The organism is Sphingobium sp. CR2-8 (assembly GCF_035818615.1).
Taxonomy (GTDB): domain Bacteria; phylum Pseudomonadota; class Alphaproteobacteria; order Sphingomonadales; family Sphingomonadaceae; genus Sphingobium.
This window is the reverse complement of record NZ_JAYKZY010000002.1, coordinates 2,437,754-2,457,359: the sequence shown is the minus strand read 5'-3', so window position 1 is coordinate 2,457,359 and position 19,606 is coordinate 2,437,754. Positions and strand designations below refer to the sequence as shown.

The 19,606-nt window shown below is 60.3% G+C and carries 21 protein-coding genes; 11 read left to right on the top strand and 10 right to left on the bottom strand.

The features are described 5' to 3' along the window. Positions 1-39: 39 nt before the first annotated feature. From U5A82_RS15880 to U5A82_RS15855, 6 genes are read left to right on the top strand one after another with little or no spacing between them, the layout of a single operon-like run. Positions 40-1,644, top strand: a complete 1,605-nt coding sequence (locus tag U5A82_RS15880; protein WP_326291803.1) for a TonB-dependent receptor — start codon at positions 40-42, stop codon at positions 1,642-1,644. Continuing rightward, positions 1,596-2,510, top strand: a complete 915-nt coding sequence (locus U5A82_RS15875; RefSeq protein ID WP_326291802.1) for a TonB-dependent receptor domain-containing protein — start codon at positions 1,596-1,598, stop codon at positions 2,508-2,510. The genes U5A82_RS15880 and U5A82_RS15875 overlap by 49 nt, the downstream gene beginning before the upstream one ends. 37 nt (positions 2,511-2,547) lie before the next feature. Next, on the top strand, positions 2,548-2,931 hold the full coding sequence (locus U5A82_RS15870; RefSeq protein WP_326291801.1) for a nuclear transport factor 2 family protein: 384 nt from the start codon (positions 2,548-2,550) through the stop codon (positions 2,929-2,931). Continuing rightward, positions 2,928-4,184, top strand: a complete 1,257-nt coding sequence (locus tag U5A82_RS15865; RefSeq protein ID WP_326291800.1) for an aromatic ring-hydroxylating oxygenase subunit alpha — start codon at positions 2,928-2,930, stop codon at positions 4,182-4,184. Before U5A82_RS15870 ends, U5A82_RS15865 begins: the two co-directional genes overlap by 4 nt. After that, positions 4,181-4,519, top strand: a complete 339-nt coding sequence (locus tag U5A82_RS15860) for a hypothetical protein (protein ID WP_326291798.1) — start codon at positions 4,181-4,183, stop codon at positions 4,517-4,519. Before U5A82_RS15865 ends, U5A82_RS15860 begins: the two co-directional genes overlap by 4 nt. Then, on the top strand, positions 4,516-5,277 hold the full coding sequence (locus U5A82_RS15855) for an SDR family NAD(P)-dependent oxidoreductase (protein ID WP_326291797.1): 762 nt from the start codon (positions 4,516-4,518) through the stop codon (positions 5,275-5,277). The genes U5A82_RS15860 and U5A82_RS15855 overlap by 4 nt, the downstream gene beginning before the upstream one ends. Positions 5,278-5,463: 186 nt before the next feature. Here the strand turns inward: U5A82_RS15855 and U5A82_RS15850 are convergent, their stop codons facing one another. Beyond that, positions 5,464-7,143 carry an FAD-dependent oxidoreductase gene (locus tag U5A82_RS15850; protein ID WP_326291795.1) on the bottom strand — a complete coding sequence of 560 codons (1,680 nt, stop codon included), beginning with the start codon at positions 7,141-7,143 and terminating at the stop codon, positions 5,464-5,466. 171 nt (positions 7,144-7,314) lie between these two features. On the opposite strand from U5A82_RS15850, the gene U5A82_RS15845 reads away from it, so the two are divergent. The 3 genes from U5A82_RS15845 to U5A82_RS21745 are packed head-to-tail and all read left to right on the top strand — an operon-like array spanning position 7,315 to position 9,931. Beyond that, entirely contained in the window at positions 7,315-8,145 is an 831-nt protein-coding gene (locus tag U5A82_RS15845; protein WP_326291794.1) for an SDR family NAD(P)-dependent oxidoreductase, read from the top strand. A 53-nt stretch (positions 8,146-8,198) separates the two neighbouring features. Then, positions 8,199-9,512, top strand: a complete 1,314-nt coding sequence (locus tag U5A82_RS15840; protein WP_326291793.1) for an MFS transporter — start codon at positions 8,199-8,201, stop codon at positions 9,510-9,512. A gap of 35 nt (positions 9,513-9,547) precedes the next feature. Further along, entirely contained in the window at positions 9,548-9,931 is a 384-nt protein-coding gene (locus tag U5A82_RS21745; RefSeq protein ID WP_442802180.1) for an EthD domain-containing protein, read from the top strand. A gap of 91 nt (positions 9,932-10,022) precedes the next feature. Here the strand turns inward: U5A82_RS21745 and U5A82_RS15830 are convergent, their stop codons facing one another. From U5A82_RS15830 to U5A82_RS15790, 9 genes are all read right to left on the bottom strand, one after another. Then, positions 10,023-10,757, bottom strand: coding sequence for an enoyl-CoA hydratase-related protein (locus tag U5A82_RS15830; protein ID WP_326291791.1), 735 nt, complete (start codon positions 10,755-10,757; stop codon positions 10,023-10,025). 50 nt (positions 10,758-10,807) lie between these two features. After that, the gene (locus U5A82_RS15825) at positions 10,808-11,176 is read right to left on the bottom strand and encodes a Zn-ribbon domain-containing OB-fold protein (RefSeq protein ID WP_326291790.1); all 369 of its coding nucleotides are present in this window, start codon (positions 11,174-11,176) and stop codon (positions 10,808-10,810) included. After that, positions 11,173-12,345 carry a thiolase domain-containing protein gene (locus U5A82_RS15820; protein WP_326291788.1) on the bottom strand — a complete coding sequence of 391 codons (1,173 nt, stop codon included), beginning with the start codon at positions 12,343-12,345 and terminating at the stop codon, positions 11,173-11,175. The genes U5A82_RS15825 and U5A82_RS15820 overlap by 4 nt, the downstream gene beginning before the upstream one ends. Positions 12,346-12,356: 11 nt before the next feature. Next, a complete protein-coding gene (locus U5A82_RS15815) occupies positions 12,357-12,830 on the bottom strand; it encodes a MaoC family dehydratase (protein ID WP_326291787.1) in 474 nt (157 codons plus the stop codon). A gap of 15 nt (positions 12,831-12,845) precedes the next feature. Beyond that, the gene (locus U5A82_RS15810) at positions 12,846-13,499 is read right to left on the bottom strand and encodes a 3-oxoacid CoA-transferase subunit B (protein WP_326291786.1); all 654 of its coding nucleotides are present in this window, start codon (positions 13,497-13,499) and stop codon (positions 12,846-12,848) included. After that, positions 13,496-14,203, bottom strand: coding sequence for a CoA transferase subunit A (locus tag U5A82_RS15805; RefSeq protein ID WP_326291785.1), 708 nt, complete (start codon positions 14,201-14,203; stop codon positions 13,496-13,498). Before U5A82_RS15805 ends, U5A82_RS15810 begins: the two co-directional genes overlap by 4 nt. A gap of 3 nt (positions 14,204-14,206) precedes the next feature. Beyond that, positions 14,207-14,818 carry a VOC family protein gene (locus U5A82_RS15800; protein ID WP_326291784.1) on the bottom strand — a complete coding sequence of 204 codons (612 nt, stop codon included), beginning with the start codon at positions 14,816-14,818 and terminating at the stop codon, positions 14,207-14,209. Positions 14,819-14,920: 102 nt separating this feature from the next. Beyond that, positions 14,921-16,075: an acyl-CoA dehydrogenase family protein gene (locus U5A82_RS15795; protein ID WP_326291783.1), complete on the bottom strand. Its 1,155-nt coding sequence runs from the start codon at positions 16,073-16,075 to the stop codon at positions 14,921-14,923. A 10-nt stretch (positions 16,076-16,085) separates the two neighbouring features. Beyond that, entirely contained in the window at positions 16,086-17,315 is a 1,230-nt protein-coding gene (locus U5A82_RS15790) for an acyl-CoA dehydrogenase family protein (RefSeq protein WP_326291781.1), read from the bottom strand. Positions 17,316-17,502: 187 nt separating this feature from the next. Between U5A82_RS15790 and U5A82_RS15785 the strand changes: the two genes are divergently transcribed. Then, on the top strand, positions 17,503-18,423 hold the full coding sequence (locus tag U5A82_RS15785; protein ID WP_326291780.1) for an SDR family NAD(P)-dependent oxidoreductase: 921 nt from the start codon (positions 17,503-17,505) through the stop codon (positions 18,421-18,423). After that, positions 18,416-19,603, top strand: a complete 1,188-nt coding sequence (locus tag U5A82_RS15780; RefSeq protein WP_326291778.1) for an alpha/beta hydrolase family protein — start codon at positions 18,416-18,418, stop codon at positions 19,601-19,603. Before U5A82_RS15785 ends, U5A82_RS15780 begins: the two co-directional genes overlap by 8 nt. Positions 19,604-19,606: the final 3 nt, after the last annotated feature.

The window sequence follows — 19,606 nt, the reverse complement described above, 5'->3', positions numbered from 1 at the left end:
GAATCACGGAGGGGAATAGTTATGCGAAAGATGTCGAGCTTGAAAGCACTCCTAGCAACTGGTGCGTCGATCATGTCTTTGGGCATGAGCGCGGCCTATGCTCAGACAGATGCCGTGCCGGTCGCGACAGCTGGCAGTTCTCCCCAGCCGACTGCTGAAGTGTCCTCGACCGAAGACATTGTCGTGACGGCGCGAGCCCGTGGTGAAACCCTGGTGCGCGTACCCGTTGCGGTCTCTTCGCTCTCGCCGGCCGCATTGGAGCGCGGCGTGGCTACCGATCTTACAAAGGTCGCCGAACTCACGCCTTCGGTCATCATTTCGTCGACGCGGCAGACCGGCGGTGGGACGATCGGCATCCGGGGGATCAGTTCGCCCGCAAATGTCGCCGGCTTTGAACAGGCGGTGTCGGTAGCACTTGACGGCGTCCAGACAAGCAACGGCCGAATTGCCGGGATCGGCTTTTTTGATATCGGACAGGTGGACGTATTGCGTGGCCCGCAGGCGCTGTTCTTTGGCAAGAACAGCCCAGCTGGCGTCATATCGTTGACAAGCAACGGCCCCACCAAGGACTTCGAGGTTTCACTGGGAACCGGCTATGAATTTGTCGGCAACGAGGTGTATCTGGATGGGACCGTATCCGGCCCGATAAGCGACACGCTGGGCTTCAGGGTCGCAGTTCGATATCGCGATCTGGACGGCTGGATGCATAACGATGCCCAGCCGATCGCCAACCCTTTCTATAATCCTGCAACCGGTGCTCCTGTAGGTGCCGCCTCATTGCCAGGCGCAAGGCATGATCGCTATGGCAACAACGAACTGCTCGGACGCGTCACTCTTGAATATAAGCCCACCGATACACTCACCGCGACCCTCAAGGTGTTCCATTCGCGCTATCGCGATCAGGGGCCGGGGACGGCATCGCAGAACATTGGGCCGTGCGTTGGCGATAAACCCCGAATGTATGGTGTCGTGGACCCATATGGCGAATGCAAAGCCGACAATCACACGAGCAATGGCGACGTCTCCCCGACGGTAGGCGCTGGAGTGCCCCTTACGGATGGTACCGGGCGGTCGTTTGGCAAGCTCGATTTCACGTCCGTATCGGGGCGTATCGTCGCAGATCTGGACAAGGTTACAATCACGTCGCAGACCGGATATAATTATGCGAAAGTCGCCTCACAGTACGGACTTGACCATACAGTCTACTCTCAACTTTATTCGGGTGAAACCGACTCCATCAAGGAGTTCAGCCAGGAAATTCGCTTCACCACCGATCTAGACGGCGCACTTAACCTTGCCGGCGGCGTCTATTATCAGAAGACGGATCGCGATTATCACGCCGACGTGAAGTTGAACGACGCCAACTATAATCCGATCGCCAAACGGTTCGATTCTGCCGATATACTGACGCAGCAGGAAGGGCGCACCCTCTCAGGCTTTGGTCAGGTCTTGTGGGAGGTCATGCCGGAGGTCGAGTTTGCGGCAGGCGTAAGATATACGAACGAACGCAAGCTCGACACGACCACCAGCCTCTACGGGTTTGGAGCGTTCAACGTTGCCAACATCATCTTTCCCGGGAAACGGTGCCCGGCCGCTTGTCTGGCCGGATCACCGAGAATAACTGGTCGCCCGAAGCAACGCTGACCTGGCACCCATCCCCTGACCAGACCGTGTACCTGGCCTATAAGACCGGGTTCAAATCGGGCGGCTATCAGGCGGCGCTCGTCAATACAGGTACCCGGATTTCAGACCTCGACTTCAACTCGGAACGCGTCAAGGGCTTCGAACTGGGTGCCAAGGGCCAGTTCCTTGACCGTCGTCTACGCCTGTCCCTGACTGGCTTCGCTTTCAACTTCAGCGATCTCCAAGTCAATGCTTTCGATCCGCAGCGGGTGACGTTCGTGGTCGGCAACGCCGGTGGCTTGCGTCAGCGTGGTGTTGAGCTTGATGGAAACTATCGGGCAAGCGACAGCCTGACGTTGCGCGGCGCGGTCACCTATGTTCGTAACCGATTCCACGACTATGTGGGGCAATGCTATTCATATGCCTTCCCGGCAGGTTCTGTTCGTGCAACAGCCGTGCCGCCCCCGGGCTGCTCTTTCGCAACCACGACTTCGCTGGCGCTGCAACAGGACAACGAAGGCAAGGCGCCGGCGCGGTCACCCGACTGGAGCGGAAATGCCGGGTTCGATTATAATGTGCCGGTGGACAATATGACATTCACGATCTCCGGCGACGCTGCCTACAGCGGAAGTTACAACGCATCCGACACATTCAGTCCGGCAGCGGTGCAGAATTCGTTTTGGCGCTTCAACGCCAGCCTCGCCGTTGCGACCGACGACGATCATTGGCGGTTGGCGCTGATTGGCCGTAACCTGACAAACAAATATTACCTGACCTATGCCTCCGACCGGACTGGTGGCGCCAGCGTCCCCGGCAATTTGGGCGAGCAACGCGGTGTCGTGGCACGCGGGCGGGAAATATTGCTTCAGTTGGGCTACAAATTTTGACAGCCGCGTCGCGCGGCTGGAATGGAGGAGATGTTTAGTGACGGACCCGCTCGCAATTGCAGAGGCACTGAGCGCAGCTATCACATCTTGCGATGTCGCAGCCGTTGAACGGCTCTACACCGACGACACGGTTGTCTGGCATAGCTATGACCGCGTCGAACAGGGCAGGGTGGAGACGCTAGCGTTCTTGTCGGCCTTTTTCGAGAAGGCCGCCGAGGTCCGTTACACTGACGTGCGCCGCGTGCGAACCGAAGACGGCTATGTGCAGCAACACGTTATTCACACGACGCTTAAAACAGGGGAGGCTTTCGAGCCGCGACCCGTTTGCATCGTGGCCAGACTGCGTGATGACAAGATCGTCCGTATCGACGAATATCTTGAAGCGCGTCGCCCGGCGGCCGTTCAGGAGGGAACGCGATGACGGTGTATTCGCAAGTTCTGCAAGGCGCCGCGCTCGACGCGCTCTACACCGGCCAAGTTCCACTCGCGCCCTATCGCTCTGCCGAATTCTATGATGCGGAGCGTACCAATCTATTTGGCCGCGCCTGGCTTCTGATGGGGCGGGTGGAAGAGATCGCGAAATCGGGCGACTTCGTCGTGAAACCCGTCGACATCCTGTCGGCCTCGGTGCTGATCGTTCGGGGCAAGGACGATGTAATACGGGCTTTCCACAACGTCTGCCCGCATCGCGCCAATCAGGTGGTATGGGAGGACAAGGGCAATCAGCCGGCGTTCGTGTGTCGCTACCACAACTGGACGTTCGCAACGGACGGTGCGCTACGCGGTGTGCCTGACCAGGCGAACTTTCAGAACCTCGACAAGTCCAGCTGCCATCTCCGGGCTATCAACCTCCAAATATGGGAGGGATGGATATTCCTGAACTTCAGCGACAAGCCCGACATCACGCTCGAGGAGTTTCTTGGCGATATGGCAGCGCATCTGAGCGGGATCGACTATATCCACGCCGCCGATCCTGTCGTTATTCAGACCACGCTCAAATGTAACTGGAAGGTCGTTGGCGACGCCTTTGCTGAGGCGTATCATATCCCGGCAATTCACGATGTCAGCCTGAAGCCTCGTTTCGCGGACAATGGCAATCCGTTCGGTCGCCCTCTGATGGTCCAGACTTTCGGGCCGCATGGCGTGAACTCGATGTATGGAAAGCCTGATTATGCGCCCAAGGCTCATCAGGCGATCGAGGCGCTGGCGTTCGATCCGCGGCATCGCTCGTCCGACAAGTCGGAGGCGATCGCACGCTTTGTCAGTCATCCGGCAATCAATCCGACCAAGAGCGCGAGCTGGTCGATGGACGTCAATTATATCTTCCCGAACACGCATATCGACACCAATGCCCTTGGCATCCTGACACATCAGTTCTGGCCCATCAGTCAGAACGAGACGCGACACGAGGCGCGCTTTTACACTGGCAGGCCGCTTGGAATTCGCGAGCGTTTTGCGATGGAGCATCGCATCGCGCATGCGCTCGACATCATCCTGGAAGATCTTAGCAATGTCGAACGGACCCAGAAGGGGATCAATTCCGGGGCGACCGACGTCATGCAGCTCTCGCAAAGCGAAGTGGTGATCCAGCATTCCGTCGCCCACATTATGCGCTGGGTTGAGGCGTCGTCGGCGCGGGATGCGCTGGGACTGTCTGGTGGCGCGAGCCTATGAGCGACGTGCTGCCCCCTGGCTTTGAGGATCTCGCGCCTTTTCTAGGCTACTGGAACCAGCCCGACTGCCAAGCGCGCTTCGTCGCACGGTTTGAGAGCGACATGGACGGTATCCGATCCTTCTACGATGCAATCACTCCCCGCGCCGATGCCGCGTTGGCTGAGCTGGAACGGTTTGAGATCACGGCCCTGCCGCCCGCGCATCAAAACCTGTACGGCTTGCTCATGTCTCTCGCCCATGTCGCGGTTGCGGTTGAACGCTATGGCCAACCGCGACCCAAAAGCGTGACATGGCCGACAACCCTGACAGTAACTCAAGGAATTCATCCCGCATGACTGGAGGCAATTTCAGCGACAAGGTTGCGATCGTAACCGGCGCTGGGCGTGGCATGGGCGAAGCGGTCGTGCGGCGGCTCGTCGCCGAGGGCGCGCGCGTGTGCCTGGCGGACATTGACGAGGCAGCTTTGCTCAATGTCGTGGCCGACCTGCCCGCGGATCGAGTGATGCCGCTGCAGGTCGATGTTGCGGACGTCGTGGCCGTCACGTCTATGGTGGAGGCTGCCGCCGCCCGGTGGGGCCGGCTAGACATGCTGCACAACAATGCAGGGATCACCGGATTGTCGGGCCCCGCGCTGCAATCGAGCCTGGCTGATCTGGAGCAGGTGTTCGCGGTCAATTTTCGTGCAACATTCGTGGCGATCAAAGCGGCAGTCCCGCATATGCAGCTACAGGGAGGATCCATCGTCAATATGTCGTCCCTTTTCGGTATCCGAGCGGCGCCGGGCATGGGTCTGTACGGCGCTTCCAAGGCAGCAGTCATTGGCCTCACAAAGACACTTTCGGTAGAACTTGCTCCCCGCATTCGGGTCAACTCGGTGGCGCCCGGTGCGATCGACACCGAGCTCCTGCGCTCGAGCAACAAGGCGCTGCACGTCCCGGGCGGACCAAGCTATGCTGACAAGCTCAAGACAATGCCGATGCAGCGCGCCGGAACACCGGAAGAAGCAGCAAACCTCATCACCTGGCTCCTCGGGGACGAGGCGAGTTTTGTGAGCGGTGCTGTCTACCAGATCGATGGCGCTCGAGGCGCGTGACATCCCTCGCCGGTTGACGTGAATGGCGGACCCGCGGGGAGCGTTCTTGCCGACAGCTTGAACGATCCATCGCTCAAGCATCCGCTTAGCCCCGCAGATTGTTCAACCGTGAAGACTCGTCGGGTATTGCAGATACGATCTCTCTATCGCCGGGGCGCTGCGTTGCTCGTGGCGCCCTGATCGACCCTATTCGTCTGCCAGCGACTTGCCGCTTGCATAACCCATCGCCATCGCCTGTCCGATCTGGGTGCCAGCGCCCGGATAAAAGCCTCGCAGAGCGGCGTTTGCGTCAAGACCGGCGGCAAACAACCCAGGGATTGTGGTGCCATCAGCGGCAAGGACTGCGCCGTCGCCCCGGACGGCCAGCCCCAAGCTGGTGCCCACATCGGTTGGATAAAGGGCGACCGCATAGAATGGTCCGACATCGACCGCCCCCAAAGACGAATTAGGACCGTGAGCGGGATCGCCAAGGTTGCGGGTATAGATGTCCCCACCTCTTCCGAAATCGGGGTCATTCCCCGCCTGCGCATAACGCGTCATTCGTTCGGCACTTTCTCTCAGGCCAGCTGGATCTACCCCGATTTTAGTTGCGAGCTCGTGTAGGCTACGGCCGCGGATGAGATAGCCCTCACGGATAAGATGGCGATAGGGATTTGGTGCCGGTCGAGCCAATCCCATGCCGTAGCGGCGTAGAAATACGTGACCGGCGATCAGCCAGGCCGGACTGATCTTAAGTGCGTGCATCCGCTGGACCAATGTATGATAGCTCTCCGCTTCGTTCACGAAGCGCTGTCCATCCGGCCCAACGATCATCGATCCCGGCTTGCACCGATCGAACATGAAATGAGGATAGACGCTTTCCGAACCGTCAGACAGGTGCCGACGAGAAGCAGGCGCATAAATCGCTGGAGCGGCCGCTCCGGCACCCATGACCGCGCCAGCTGCAAGCGCAAGACTAATACCATCGCCGCCATTGGCGCTCGGCAATAGCGTCAGGTGGTTTGCGGGATCGGGCAGGTAGCGCTGCCGGAGCATCTTGTTAGCCGAGAAGCCGCCCGTCGCGAGGACAACGCCGCAGCGGGCAACGATCTCACCATCTTCGCCGGGCCTTGCCAGCATCCTTATGCCTGTGACACGGCCAGTCTCGTCCTGCAGCAAACGACTTACCTGCGTGCCGTGCATGATCGTAACGCGCAGGTCTAGGGCCGTCCTCAAAAGCGCCGCAGCCAGCGCCGTGCCGCGTATCAGGCGGACACTGCGGCCATGCCGGATGAGGTCGAGGCCATATTGCGCAAGCCGGCGCACAACATGCGCAAATGCCGAGGGTGAGCGGAAGACATCCTGGAACAGCGGGATCTCGGCAGCCTCGATCTGGAGTCCTCCAAAGATCGTCATCTCCCGTTTTGGCCTACGCAATTTTGCCAGCCATGCACCGAGCACGCGTCCGTCGAATGGCACGGGCAACATGGAGCGAGCCATTTCCGCCGCTCCGGGAAGGAGGGGATGATAATCCGATCCGGGATAGCTTTTGAAGCGAATCCACTTCCCGACACCCTCGAGGAAATGGAAAGCTTCGGCGGCGTTGCTCAAAAATGCGTCGACTGCCTCCTCATCGTAATAATTTCCGAGGTGCCCTCTGAGGTAAAGGCGCGCCTTTTCCGGGCTGTCGCTTTCGCCCACATCGGCCATGTGATGGTTGCCAGGTACCCACACGCCCCCGCCGGACCAGGCCAGCGTGCCGCCGATCACGTCGGCCTTTTCGACCAGCAGAACCGACCGCCCGTGGGCAGAGGCGGTAATCGCAGCTGTAAGTCCCCCGGCGCCCGAACCCAGGACGATCACATCGTAATGTGCGCCGTTCTCCATAAATTTTTCTCCTCGCTGCCGATCTGCACCGTTCGCAACGCCTCGTCTGTCCCGGAGGAGGGGACAGCGTCGGCTGCCAACAAGGCGTAACCACTGCTAGGAGCATTGCGACGTGCCCGAGTGCGCCGCCGGAAAGGCGCGCGGCGAAGCAGAAGTAAGAGAGGACGTTGGATGAGTATACGCGATCTCGACGGGAAAGCCGTCGTCGTTACGGGAGGCGCATCTGGAATCGGCAAGGCCACAGTTTTGGGTCTTGCACGCCGGGGGGCCAGGATAGCGATGATCGATCTGCGCGACGAGGATATCGCGCTTTGCGTCGACGAGGTGGGAGCACTCGGAGCAAATATTTTCGGATTGGCGGCCAATGTCGCCGACGAAAAGGCAATGACTGATGCCGCGGCGCGCATTATCGACCATCTCGGCGAGGTACATGGCCTAGTCACCTGCGCGGGAACCTCGGCAAGCGGTCGGGCGGAAGATCATTCCCTAACCGACTGGCACCGCGTCATGGACGTCAACGTGCTGGGTACGTTCATTGCCTGCCAGCAGTTCGGGCGAGGCATGATCGCTGCGGGACGGGGGAGCATCGTTTGTATTGGGTCGCTTGACGGGATCGGTGCCCACGCCGGGCGCATTGCCTACTCCGTCTCGAAATTCGCCGTTCATGGCCTGGTGAAGAACCTGGCGCTGGAATGGGCGCGGCATGGGTTGCGGGTCAACTGCATCGCACCGACGATCGTCGATACTCCCCTCGTCCGCCGGGGGCTGCCTGACTACTTCCTCGATGTCGTCGTGGATCGCACACCGGCCGCACGGATCGGGCAGGCCGACGATATCGCGAATGTCGTCCTTATGCTGCTCGACGACGACGCATCTTACGTCAACGGCGCGGTCATCCCCGTCGATGGCGGGATTTCGGTGGGGTTCTTCAATCGATTGAGCGGCGCCGATCTGCAATCAAATCAACTGCTGAATGCCGGCATTTACGATCCGCAACAATGACACCGCCCAGAGCAGGAGACGATAGCGCAATGCTCCCTCGACACGACGCGTCAATGGTCGGTGGCGATCTGGATGATCGCGTTGAACAAAGGTCAGGGCGGCAGGGTTGGTATATCGTCATCCTCCTGACAATCCTCTATGCACTCTCCTTCACGGATCGGCTTTTGCTGGCCTTGATGGCGCAACCGGTGGCGAGCGCGCTCTCGCTCAGCGACGGGCAACTGGCTCTTCTTCTCGGCGCCGGCTTCGCCGTAGTTTACGCGCTCAGCGGCATTCCAATCGCCGACCGTATCGACCGGGGCGATCGCATCGTCGTCGTGGCGGCTGGGGTCGCCTTGTGGAGCGCTATGACAATCGCGTCTGCTTTCGCCACAAGCTTCTGGATGTTGCTCATCCTTCGCGCCGGCGTTGCGCTGGGGGAGGCTGTCCTGACGCCTGCGGCAGTGTCGCTGATCGGCGACCTCTTTCCTCGTGAACGATGCGCCCTACCCACTGCGGTTTACGGCTCGATGGGCAGCATCATGAGCACAGGAGCCTTTGTGCTCGGGGGTGCGGTGCTCGGCTTCTCGGGATCGCTGGAGGCACCAACCGGCCTTGCCGCCTGGCAGTTGACGTTCATCCTGCTGGGGATGCCGGGGCTGATTCTTGCAGCTGTGATCCTGCTGACTACTCGCGATCCTCGCCGCGGCCGCGCGGCGGAAAGCCGCAGTGATGCCGTCAGCTTCGCACAAATGCTGCGGTACATTGGCGATAACGCCAGATTTTATGTCCCATTCTATTTGGGTCTGGCGCTGATTACGATGGTGTCGATGGGCACCATCAGCTGGATGCCGACCATGATCTACCGAACGTTCGGCGGAACGGTCGCCGCTGCCGGCTACAGATTGGGGACGGTGGGATTGCTTGCCGGCGTCGTCTCGACGGTTTTCTGGCCTTGGCTCGCCCAGCACTTGGCGCGGCGGGGGCGTACCGACGGTACGTTGATCGAACTCATTGCCAGTGGAACGCTCGCCGCGCTTGTTTTGCCGATCGGACTAGGCCAGCAGAGTCTGGTTCTCGTGATTGCGACTTTCTTCGTTGCGATGATCGGGCTTGCATCGGTCGCCATTCTTGCGCCGCTGGCGTTACAATTTTTCGGACCTCGCGCGATCCGCGGCCGGCTGACATCCATCTATATTCTTGCAACTGCCTTGCTAGGCTACGCGGTCGGACCACTGACAGTGGTGGCCCTTTCCAGCCTGTGGAGTGGCCCGCAGGCATTGACCTTCGGCCTGTCACTCAATGCCGCCATCGCGGGATTGTTGTCGACAATATCGTTTTTTGCTTGCCTGCGCGCCAGCAAGTCGATGGCACTGCAACATGATTGAAGGCCCAGCGCGATAGACGCATCGGGAGAGAAGTGATGTTCAAAATGTCATTGGCAGTCGTCCGGCATCCCGATCTCACACACGAGCAGTTCCTGAGCTACTGGATAGGTCAGCATGCGCCGCTCGTACGACGCCTGGCGCAGGACCTGAGAATTCGTCGTTATGTCCAGCTCCATGGGGAGGCGGGTGAAGTAGCGAGCCTGTTTGCCCGTTCCCGCGGTCTCGACCAACTGACTGACGGCGTTGCCGAATTGTGGTGGGACAGCGAGCGGGATCGTCTGGAGGTGGCGCACAGTGAGGCTGGCATTTACGCCTCTGCGCAGTTGCGCGAAGACGAAGCGCAATTCTGCGATCTCGCCCGGTGCACGGCAAGCTTCGGACAGGAGCATGTGATCATCGGTGACGTGCAAGGGTGGTAGGCGATGGCAGACGCAGATGGCTTTTTTGGGCGCGGAAATTGCCGGGAACGACAAATAAATCGACACCGTCGATCCGGGAGCAGGCTGAGCCTTAGCGGCCCAGGAAGCGCGGCGCGCGCTTTTCGCGGAAAGCCCTGTTGCCTTCCTGACAATCCGCTGTCGCGGGGATCTTGCGTTGCATGTCTCGCTCGAGGTCAAGTTCAGCGGCAAGCGATTGCTCGGCGGCGTGCCAGCATAGGGCCCGAATGCCGGCCAGCGCGACGGTGGGGCCTTTTGCCAATGTGGTCGCCAGCGCCCGTGCCTCGTCCAATAAGGTATCGTCCGCCATCACGCGCGCTATCAGTCCCCAATCATGCGCACGCTGGGCGTTAAGCTTTTGTGCTAGCATCAGCACTTCAAGCGCGCGCGCACGGCCGACAGCGCGGGTCAATAGCGAAGGAAGCCCGCTATCAGGTAGTAAGCCGATGCTGGCAAACGGCGCGAGGAAGAAGGCATTGCTACCCGCTACGACGATATCGCAGGATAATGCCAGGGCCATGCCAACCCCCGCCGCCGCGCCTTGCACCGCGCAGATGATCGGCACTTGCAGGTCGCGAACGGCCGTGATCAGCGGATTAAAATGACGCTCCAGAATAAGGCCGCCGTCAAGATCCGGGCGAGGGACTGCATCCGCCGAACCCAGATCAACGCCTGAGCAGAAGCTGCGCCCGGCGCCGCTGAGCAATATCGCCCGCGATTCACTTTGCGCACGGCCAAGCGCGACGATCAGCGCGTCCGACATCGCGGGCGAGAGCGCGTTCAGGCGATGAGGCGCGGCCAGTTGCACATGCGCGACATCGCCATCCACGCTATAGTGGATCTCGGCCTCGGCCGCGCTCATGCTGGCTTGAAGACCGGAACGTGGCCATCGCCTACCAGCCTGAATTCCACAGCCACCGGCATGTCGATCGTAACATCCTCGACCGCGACATCGACAAGATGGGTGAGCATCGTCACCCCTTCGTCGAGGGTCACATAGGCGAGCATATATGGGCCATTCGGACCTCGCGGAGTGAAGCTATGGCTGTACACCTTGCCTCGGCCCATCACGACCGACAATGAGACGTCAGCGCTGAAACAGAACGGACAAACCTTCCGCGGATAGTAATGATGGGTCGCGCATGCGTTGCATCGTCCGATCTGAAGTTGGCCGGTTTCGGAACGCCATTGGGCAATGCCCGACATATCGGCCTCGTCTGTTGTCACGCGTCACGCTCCAATATTAGGGTCCCACCAATATGCCTTGTCCCCAGAAACCCGCCCGTGCCGTGGGCGAGCGCCAGCGCACAGTCAGGAACCTGGACGGCCGGATGAGCCTCGCCGCGTAACTGGCGTACCGCCTCGATCATCTTGGTCATTCCTCCGCGATTGGCAGGATGGTTGTTGCACAGCCCGCCGCCGTCGGTGTTGACGGGCAATTTGCCAACTCCCGAAATCAGGCCGCCATCCGCTACGAACCGTCCGCCCGCGCCCTTGTCGCAAAACCCGAGATCCTCGAGCTGCATAAGCACGGTGATCGTGAAACTGTCGTAGATGGAGGCATAGTCGATATCACTGGGAGCGATGCCCGCTTCGGCAAATGCGGCGCGCCCCGAATCCCGCCCCGCGCTGTATGTCAGGTCGACCCTGCCGCCATCCAACGTCTTATACGCCTCGCCCGACCCACGGACGCGTACCAAAGGTCGGGCAAGCGTTTTCGCGATTTCAGGCCGGGCGAGGATGAGGGCGCCGCCCCCGTCGCTCACAATGCAGCAATCGAGTTTGTGCAGTGGATCAGCGATCATCGGCGAGGCCAGAACGTCCTCGACCGTCACCACATCGCGCAACATCGCGTTCGGGTTGTGATGCGCGTGGTGCGACGCCGCCACCTTCACCCAGGCGAGTTGCTCGGATGTGGTGCCGAACTCATGCATGTGCCGCCGGGCCGCCAGGGCGTAAGCGTTGACGATATTGATACCGAACGGCGCCTCATAAGGAACGCCCGGAACGAGCGGATCGGACAGGAACGGCATCTCACCCTGCAACTCTTGTCCGGTACGCGGTCGCCCGGCAAGCGTGATGAGCGCGATCGAGCATTTGCCCATTGCAATGGCGGCAGCCGCGTGGCCGGCCGCGATGATATATCCCGAGCCGCCGGTGCTTGTTGTATCGATGAAGCGCGGCTTCAAGCCAAGATACTCGGCCATCGATACCGAGCCGAGCCCGGGCGCATCCGTACCCGTGAAATATCCGTCGATGTCGCCTAAGGATAATCCGGCGTCGTCGAGTGCTCCGCGCACGACCTCGGCATGAAGTTCGGGTATCGTCTTGTGAGGGGCCTTGCGGAGTGGATGCTCGAAGGCGCCGACGACATAGGCCTGTCCGTTGATGCTCACCTCTGCTCCAGTCAGTCGAAATACAGGAAGACGATATCGGTCACCAGCGCCGGCTTGCTCGCGCTCTCAAGCTCGAAAACCGTGGCGAAGGTGATGCGGGTGCCCGCACCCTGTGGTTCGACCTCGCTCACCGTCTGCATCAGACGCACTCGCGCGCCCGAAGGCACCGGCGCAAGAAAACGCAGCTTGTTCAGCCCGACGTTGAGCACCCGGGGTGAGCCGACGGTGAACAGCGCAGGCTGGAGCTTGCCGAGCAGCGCTAGCAACAGATAACCGTGGGCGATTGTCTTGCCCCCAGGCGCCTCACGCGCGGCGCGCTCGATATCTACGTGGATCCACTGCCGGTCGCCGGTTGCATCGGCGAATTCATCGATCTGGGCCTGGGTGATCTCCAGCCAGTCACCAGGGCCGATAGGTTTGCCCAGCTCTGCCGCCAGGCTGGCGGCATTCTCAAAGTGTCTCGTCATACTGTGTTCCTTGAACATGCGGGCGCCGACGGCTCAGATCTCGTAATGGGCGGTAGTTCGCGCCGCCACCTCGTCGCCGGTAACCCCAGGAGCGAGCTCGACCAGCCGGAAAGGCGAGGACCGGTCGGGTCGTTCGAAGACGGCAAGATCCGTGATGATCATGTCGACCACGCCGGCACCCGTCAGCGGCAGGGAGCAATGTGGGACGAATTTCGGCTCGCCGGATTTCGACACATGGTCCATCGTCACGATGATGCGGCGTACCCCCGCGACTAGATCCATCGCGCCGCCCATGCCCTTTATCATCTTACCGGGTATGAGCCAGTTCGCGATGTCTCCGGTCTCGGAGACCTCCATGGCGCCCAGTACCGTCAGGTTGATGTGCCCGCCCCTGATCATCGCGAAGCTGTCTGAAGAGGAGAAAAAGCTGGACGATGGCAACACGCTTATCGTCTGCTTTCCCGCATTGATAAGGTCGGGATCGACATCCTCCTCATAGGGGAAGGGGCCTATGCCGAGCATGCCGTTTTCCGATTGCAGCGTGACGTTCAGGCCGTCCGGAATACAATTGGCGATGAGCGTTGGAATGCCGATGCCGAGATTAACGTAGAATCCGTCTTCCAACTCTTGAGCCGCGCGTGCCGCGATCTGCTGGCGATCCCAGCCCCGCATGGGCCCCGCGCTCATGCCGCTTCTCGCTGGCGAGTAGTCCTGAACTCGATCTTTTTTTCGTACGGCGGCGGGCAGACAAGCCGCTGCACGTAGATGCCCGGAAGATGGATCGCATCGGGATCAAGGGCACCGACGGGCACGATTTCTTCGACTTCGGCCACTGTCATCGCGGCTGACGTCGCCACCGGCTGATTGAAGTTCCGTGCTGTCCGCCTGAACATGATGTTCCCGGCCTCGTCAGCTCGCCAGGCTTTGACGAGGGCAAGATCGCCGCGGATGCCACGTTCGAGAATGTAGGCATCATCATCAAAAATTCTCGTTTCCTTGCCTTCGGCTACCAGCGTGCCGACGCCGGTGCGGGTGTAGAAGCCCGGAATGCCCGCACCACCGGCCCGCAGGCGCTCGGCCAAGGTGCCTTGAGGGCAGAATTCGACCTCCAGTTCGCCTGCTAGATACTGTCGTTCGAACTCCTTGTTCTCGCCGACATAGGATGAAATCATTTTTCGGACCTGCCTTGAGCGCAGCAATTTGCCGAGCCCCTCTCCGTCGACCCCGGCGTTGTTGGAAACGCAGGTGAGATCACGCACCCCGGAATCCAGGACGGCATCGATCAGCCGTTCGGGGACGCCGCACAAACCGAAACCGCCGACGCAGATCGTCATGCCGTCACGTAAAAGGCCGCTAAGGGAATCGCCACAATTGGGATGAATCGACACCATGGCCTATTTGCCCCGCCGGCTATTCTGCTGAATGACCTTGATCATTGCAGCGCTGATATCCTCTCCCACGTTCGCGGCGGCCTTCTTGCCCTCGCACCACAATGCCAGATCACTTTTTCCCTTTTCAGTATGCTTGTTCCAATCGGGATCAGTCGGCGTCGTGATTTCCAGTCGCAGACCATTTGGATCGTGGAAGTAGATGCTGTAGATCAGGCCGTCATGATCAGTGGGGCCGATCACCTCAAGATCGTTTGCGACCAGCCAATCGCGCCAGCGATCGACCTCTTCATGATTTGCAGCCTGGAGGGCGACATGATCGAACAGCTCATAAGCCGCGTGGCTAACGGGTGGTCTTGGCGGCAGGCCGGGTGCCTCGAAGAATGCGATGGTGGACCCATCGGCCATGCGGAAGAAAATGTGGAAATAGGGAAAATCATCGCCGGTTGATGGAATGGATTCGCCCATCACCGTACTAGCAAGCTCCATGCCCATGATCCGCATGTAGAAGTCCGCCGTCGTTTCCACATCATGGGTGACCCAAGCGGCATGGCTCAGCATCAATGGCGTTAGACCGGGATTAGCGCGCCGTAAACTGACAGGGGCAGGGTGGGTCATCGGTGGCTTCCTATTCACGTATTGTTTGCAAAGAATACTCCGTCAGCGTGGTCCTGCGCTGTCCCTAGTGACCGGGACGAACACGCCGCTTTTTCCGAAACCTTACAGGATCGATCGGGCGAGGGACTGCGTGGGAAGTCCGTGGCGAGCGAGCCGTGCCATGTGATAATCCGTCGACCCGAACATCGCCTCAATTGCGGTGGCACGTCGGAAAAGATGGCCGATGGCCAGCTCATCGGTCATCCCCATCGCGCCGTGCATCTGCACGGCCTCCCGTGCGAGAGCCCCGAGGATCTCGCCAATCCGGATCTTTGCCGCGGAAATGGCCGCCCGTCGGTGCTCCGGGGTGTCCGAGGTCATCGCAGCCGCGAAAAATGCCATGGCGCGCGCCTCCTCATAGCCGACTTTCATATCGGCAAGCCGATGTTGGAGCACCTGAAAGTCGATGAGGGCAGAACCGAACTGGCGGCGCTGGGAAGTATAAGCAAGAGTGTCGCGCAGAAGGCGGCGCATAATCCCGACAGCTTCGGCGCATATTGCTGCCGTGGCGATGTCCAAGACTTGCTCAAGTACTTCGGGACCGCGGCTCGGTGCGATCAAAAGATCGCTCTCGGTGACGGCGCAATCGTCCAGCTGCAGCTGAGAGACGCTCTTACCGTCAAGCGTCTGACCAAAATCGTGTGTCAGCCCGGCGCGGTCAGCTTCGACTACGAAGATGCCGATACCTGTTTCGCCCTCCATTGAGCAGCTGACGAAGAGATGCGTGGCGGCCATGGCCCCTACGACCATCACTTTTCCGCCCGAAATGACATACCCGCCGTCACACCGCTTCGCTTTCGTCTTGCATGCCAGTGGGGCATAGCGGGCACCACCTTGCTCGAACGCAATGGAAAAACGCGCGGAGCCTTCGACGGCGCGGACCATCAGCGCCTCGGCTGCCGGAGTACCTGATTCTTTCAGGAGCGCGGAGCCGATGACGCAGGTTTCTAGGAAAGGCTCGACGACCAGCGCCTCGCCGAAGGCGTCCATGATGAGCAGAGCATCGACTGCGTCGCCGCCCATACCGCCGGCCCGCTCGGGAAAGAGGTAGCCGAGAAGGCCCAGTTCTTCGCCGAAGGCATGCCAGATATCGGGTGACCAGTGCCCTGGCGACGCTTTGATCCGCTCCCGGGCTTCATGGCCATATTGATCGACCAGAAATCGTCCGATGATTTCACGAATTTGAGCTTGATCGTCGGTGAGGTGATATTGTGGCATGCCGGTCCAATCAGACGCCATACTGGCGGAGTTGCTTGAAGATGATACCGCGCTGGATCTCGCTCGATCCGCCGTAGATGCTAGCAGCGCGACCCAGCAGGTAGCTCAACATTGCTTCGGGTACTCCGGCGGGCCCGACCACTGGTTCGTCCGGATGCTCAAGGGTATGCGACTGGTCGAGCCAAGCCAGACTGCCCATCGCTATACGGCCGAGTTCGGCGATCGCCTGCTCGATCTCCGATCCGCGCAGCTTGAGCACCGAAGAGATTTGCTGCTTGAACTCCGGATCGGTTGCGGCATCGGCGCTTGCGATCAGCGCCTCGAGCGCGAGCAGCTCGACCTCCACCTTTCGGAAACGACGGGCATAAACAGGATCGGCGGCAATCGTACCGCCGCCTTCATCGTCTGGAAGCGCCTCTGCGATGGCACGGATTTTAGCCAGGCGCATACGAAGATAGACGTCGCCTGCCACACCGTTGCGCTCGTGCTGCAGAAGATATTTCGCAACCGACCACCCGTCGTTCTCCGCGCCGACCCGGTTGCCGACCGGAACCCTCACATCGTTGAAGAAGACCTCGTTCAGGTGGTGGAGGCCATCAATCGAGCGGATCGGCCGTACGACTATGCCGGGGGTCGCCATGTCGATCAGCAGGAAGCTGATGCCGGCCTGCGGCTTGCCTTCGGTGCTGGTGCGGACAAGAGCAAACATCCAGTCCGAGGCATGGGCGTAGCTGGTCCAGATTTTCTGGCCGTTGAGAACATAATCATCACCGTCTCGCACGGCCTTCAGCCGCAGCGAGGCCAGATCGGAACCGGCTCCCGGTTCGGAAAAGCCCTGGCACCAGACGATCTCACCTGACCGCAAGGGCGGCAGATGCCGTTGCTGTTGTTCGGGAGTCCCCCAGGCAATCAGCACCGGCCCAATCATCTGGAGATTGGGCGAAAGCGGCGGCGCCCCCGCCCGCACCATCTCCTGAAAGAAGATGTTCATCTGCTCCTGGCTCCACCCCGTGCCGCCGTGCTCAAGCGGCCAGTCCGGGACAGCCCATCCTTGCGCGGCCAGCCGCCGGTGCCACTCCTGCTGTATGTCGACATCCAAAAGCATGATCGTCCGGGGCGCACCCCGCATCCGATCGGTGAGCTCGCGATCAAGAAAGGCGCGGATCTCCCGACGGAATAAATCTGGATCGCTCAGGGACAGCGTGACCTCCTTTGGTGGCTCGGGTGCGGGATTTGGCATGTGTGAAGTCTTAGGTCATGGCATTCGTCCTTGCAGTCCCTTGAAGACGGGACATCCCGCGCAGCCTTCTCACCCTGATCCGTCCCCCACGGGAGGGACTGTCGAGCGGCCGCCAGCACGGTAGTAAACCATGTGAAAATCGGTCCGAGACGTGGTCCGCTAAGTGCAAGATTCCAAGGAGCGAAAATTGGGTATCGACTTGCAGGATAAGGTTGCTGTCATAACTGGCGCCGGTGCCGGCCTCGGACGGGAATATGCACACTATTTTGCCCGGCTCGGCGCCAAGGTCGTCGTCAATGACCTCGGCGTCAGTCTTCAAGGCTCAGGTGAGAACCATTCGGCGGCGGACCAGGTCGTCGATGAAATCACCGCGCAAGGCGGCGTGGCGGTCGCGAATTACGACAATGTCGCCAATCCCGCATCCGCCGCCGCCATCGTGGAAACCGCGATGTCGACGTTCGGCAAGATCGACATCGTCGTCAACAACGCGGGCATCCTGCGCGACAGCAGCTTCCCCAAGATGACGGCAGAGAACTTCGCCGACGTTCTGGCGGTTCATCTTTTCGGCGCCTTCTACCTCACGCACGCGGCATGGCCCCACATGGTCGCCCAGAAATATGGCAGGATCATCTTCACGACATCCCCCGCCGGCACAAACGGCAATTTTGGCCAGGCCAATTATGGAGCTGCGAAGCTGGGGCTGGTTGGGATGATGAACTGTCTGGCGCTGGAGGGGCGCAAGCATAATGTTCTAGTCAATGCGATCTCGCCAAGCGCAATGACGCGGATGACCGAAGGCATTCCGATAGGCGACCTTGCACAATGGCTGCGGGCCGATCTGGTGTCGCCAGCCGTCGCGTGGCTCGCAAGCGAACGCTGCAGCAAGACGGCTATGATCATCTCCGCGGGCGGGGGCTTCTTCGCCCAGCATAGGATATTCGAAACCCCTGGGGTGCAGTTTGACCCTATCGATCCGGTGACGATCGACATGTTCGATGAAGCATTTCCTCGTATCGTTAGCACCGAAGGCGCGAAGCCGGTTAAACCTGGGCCGCTCGGCGACCTGGTCCCGCGTTTGACTGCGATGGGGAGGCTGTCTGATGTCTGAGGGTGCAATGGAGCTCGACTTCGAATGGGTGCATGTTGCCTATGACGAGAACGCAACCTTTACCGAGACCTACGGTTTCTCGGGCAACCAAGGGGCGGTGAACCTGGAAGGCGTACGCATCCGACCTCGCGGCATTCCTTCCGATACGCTGCTGATCTTCATGCACCCGGCTTCCACCCTCCAATTGCTACCGGTCCCACGTGCGGCGGCCAGCGCTGGCGTGCACGTGCTGTGCGCGGGAAGCCGCTACGCGCGTAACGACACGGCAGCGATCCTGGAGAAGGTCCTGCTGGATCTTGGTGCCTATATTCGGCATGCCAAGACAGTATGGGGCTACGACAAGGTTGTGCTGGTCGGGTGGAGCGGCGGCGGCTCGCTGTCGCTATTCTACCAGTCGCAGGCAGAAAATCCCACGATCACTCGCACGCCAGCGGGAGATCCGGTCGATCTTGTCAGTGCCGGGCTGATGCCGGCGGACGCGGTTGTCTTCCAGGCAGCGCATATGTCGCGCTGCCAACTGCTGGCTGACATTATCGACCCGTCAATCATGGACGAGCTCAATCCGGATGTTCGAAACCGCGAGCTCGACATATATGATCCGGCTAATTCGAACCAACCACCGTACAGCGCCGACTTCATTGCCCATTACCGGACTGAACAGGCTGCGCGCATCCGGCGCATTTCGGACTGGGCAAAAGACACACTGGAAACTCTGAGGCGCCGCAACACAGGCGAGTTGGAACGTGGGTTCATCACGCACCGAACGATGGCCGATCCGCGCTTCCTCGACGGAAGCCTCGATCCGAACGATCGGCGCGTCGGTTGGTCGTATATGGGCAATCCTGAAACGGTGAATAGCGGACCGGTCGGCCTTGCACGCTTTTCCACGCTGCGATCCTGGTTATCGCAATGGTCGATCGACGATAGCAATGGTGATGGACTGGTTTGTGCGGCCCGGATGAAGGCGCCGCTGTTGGTCATCGAAAACAGCGCCGACGATGCGGTGCCGCAGCCGCATCCCCGTCGGATATTCGATGCCGCGGCATCGACCGACAAGGAGTTCGTCCGCATCGATGGCGCGACCCACTATTATGCAGGGCAACCGGAGTTGCTGGCCGACGCCACACAGACGACGCTCCTCTGGTTGGCGAAGCGCCAACTGTTGACGCCCATCAGATAGGAA